Annotated in this window: 1 protein-coding gene; it reads right to left on the bottom strand. The window is 52.7% G+C overall.

Going from position 1 to position 1,184, the window contains the following annotated elements; genetic code table 11:
* Window positions 1–1,184, bottom strand: a 1,184-nt coding sequence (locus Q0372_RS09940; RefSeq protein WP_298105480.1) for an ABC transporter ATP-binding protein, incomplete at both ends; no start/stop codon positions are given.

The raw sequence follows: 1,184 nt of genomic DNA, 5'->3' as shown, positions 1-1,184 counted from the left end.
GCGATGGCGATACGCTGGCGCTGCCCGCCGCTAAGATTTGCGCCGAACTCGCTAAGCACGGTGTAAATTCCATCCTTCATCGAGCTTACGAACTCATAGGCGTTGGCGAGCTTCAGCGCCTCTATGACGCGCTGCTCGTTAAATTCCGCGCCGTAGCTTACGTTTTGCGCGATCGTGTCGTTGAAAATATAGACGCGCTGGCTTACCAGACCGATATTTTCGCGCAGGCTAGGGATGCTGAACTCGCCGATCTCGTCGTTGCCGTTGAATAAAATTTTACCGCTGCTTGCGTCGTAAAAGCGCATCAGCAGGTTCACGACCGAGCTTTTGCCGCCGCCGCTGTTTCCGACGAGCGCTAAAATTTCGCCCTTTTTGACGCTAAAGCTTATATCTTTCAGCGCCGCCTTGTCGCCGTAGTTTAGCGACACGTCGCAAAAGCTCACCGAGCCGATCTCGCCCATCTGTTTGCCGCCTCCGACGATCGTAGGCTCCAAGTCTATGAGCTCAAACGTTCGCTCGCTCGCTGCAATGGCGTCTTGCATATTGTTGTAGAGCGAGGAGACCTTTTTTATCGGGGTATAGACCATAAAAAGTGCCGTAAGGAAGCTAAAAAAGCTGCCGATGCTCATTTGACCCGCGATGACCTCCTGCCCTCCGACGATGATCACCACGGCGATGCCCACTGCGCCTAGCATCTCCATGATCGGGCTTACCAGGCATGTCGTTACGACCGCCTTTAAATTTAGACTGAAAAATTTTCTGTTTTCGGCGTTAAATTTCTCCACCTCAAAGCTCTCGGCGTTGCTTGCCTTGACGATTTCGATGTTGGAGTAAATTTGACTGAGCGCCGAGGAGATATCGGATGTTTTCTCTTGAGATTCGCGCGAAATTTTTTTCATCCGCTTCGCAAGGCGCGAGAGCGGATATATCGCGCACGGAAAGACCACGAGCGCAAAAAACGAGAGCTTTGGGCTCTGATAGATCACGACGCCTAAAAGCCCCAAAATCGTAATGATTTGCGTGAAAAAATCGGGGATCATATTCGAAACCACGACGCGGATACGCTCGATGTCGTTGATCGTGCGGCTGATGAGCTCGCCCGTGCGGAAGCGGTTGAAAAAATCCACGTCCAGCCGCACGAGGCTTGCGACGAGCCTATCACGGAAGCGGCGCACCGTGTCTTG

The organism is uncultured Campylobacter sp., from assembly GCF_937997405.1.
In the GTDB taxonomy this organism is placed as follows: domain Bacteria; phylum Campylobacterota; class Campylobacteria; order Campylobacterales; family Campylobacteraceae; genus Campylobacter_B.
Note: the sequence above shows the minus strand (reverse complement) of the source record. Positions and strands in the feature narration are given on the sequence as shown.